At 41.3% G+C, this 1,556-nt stretch carries 1 protein-coding gene; it reads left to right on the forward strand.

Annotation, left to right across the window (positions count from 1 at the left end):
• Positions 1-179 precede the first annotated feature (179 nt).
• Positions 180-1,205, forward strand: coding sequence for an IS110 family transposase (locus MHN02_RS21400; protein WP_239247961.1), 1,026 nt, complete (start codon positions 180-182; stop codon positions 1,203-1,205).
• Positions 1,206-1,556 lie beyond the last annotated feature (351 nt).

Below are 1,556 nucleotides of genomic sequence, written 5' to 3' on the forward strand. Positions count from 1 at the left end.
GACAAAGGGAGTCATACCAACGCCCGCATAAAGGGCGATAACACGTGGGCTAAAATTAGGAACGAAGTGACGCAGCCCATGTGTTAGCGTCCCAGCGAGATAATTGGACTCCCCCGCACCTGAGGGTTTGGGGTAATATTTTTGTTACCACACAAAAAATATTAAAGAGAGTCCTTAATATGTATCGTACTAAAGTCGGCGTCGATTTAGCAAAAAATATAATTCAGGTTTGCACACTACACGGTAAAAAAGTTACGTCTAATGTAGAGATGAGTACCGATGAATTTTCACTTTGGTTAGCTCAAACTAAACCCGTCACTGTAGCGTTTGAAGCTTGCTCTACTTCAAATTATTGGTATCAACAAGCCATTAAAGCTGGTCATGATGCTCGACTGATTAGTGCCAAATTGGTCAAAGCTGTTAGGCAGAACCAAAAGACAGATAAGAATGATGCATTGGCAATCGCACAGACCTTATTTTTACCAGAAGTGTCTTTTATAAACGGTAAAAGTATTGAGCAACAACAGTTGCAATCAATTCAACGTTTACGCGAGTTAGCAATAAAGAGCCAAAACGCCTCGCAGAAACAAATAGTATCATTACTGTTAGAGCTTAATATCCGTTTACCCAATACACAAGCTGGCTTACTAAATGGGTTAGAAGGGGTACTTGAAGATGGAGAGAATAATTTGTCTGATACCTTCCGTGCCACTCTTTTGGTCGCTAAAGTGCAACTTGAAAATATGATTAGCGCTATTCGTGAATACGATAAATATTTAGAACAGAGTATCCAATCATTACCTGATTGTAAGAAGCTCTTAAAGCTTGAGGGTGTAGGTCCAGTTAATGCAGTAAACCTGTATATCGCACTAGGTGCAAATCAATCGCAGCCATTTAAGAGTGGAAAGAATGCGTCTGCTTGCATTGGTTTAACGCCCATTCAGCATTCCTCTGGTGGGAAAGAAGTCATGGGAACCATAGGTAAATATTGTAAAAATGGATCCCTTCGAAGTCAGCTGATCACTGGCGCCATGTCAGTGGTGATTAAAGTGATAAAGTACGGCGCAAAAACGAAAAAAGAACTTTGGTTGCAGGGCTTAATGCAACGGCGAGGTAATAGGTGTGCAGCAGTAGCCCTGGCTAACAAAACAGTCAGAACTGCTTATAGTATGCTGCAAAATAATACAGAGTATCACGCTGCATAACTCACAGCGCAAAATGAGTTAACCAACTAAAATGCTTGAACAAAGATAAAAATCTACAAACGAAGTCAGCCGCAAGCTTGGAGCATGAAAGCTCGCCAGCGAGACTTGGCCGTTTGTTCGCGTAAACATCAGTGAGCCAGAGATAGCTTCTCTACTAGAGCTCGAACATAAGCACGCATTTTTCTTTTTGTGATATTAAATTTTGGTTGTTGACATGGGGGGAGTCCACATAAGCTTGCGACCGACTACAGCGGTTTGATAATCATTGAGCCTCCTCCCTATCAGCATAAACAGAGTTTATCCTAATAGGCGACCAAACCAAGGGAGAAAACTCAATGAACTTTTATACTA

It is taken from the genome of Alteromonas sp. CNT1-28 (genome assembly GCF_022348345.1).
Lineage (GTDB): Bacteria > Pseudomonadota > Gammaproteobacteria > Enterobacterales > Alteromonadaceae > Alteromonas > Alteromonas macleodii.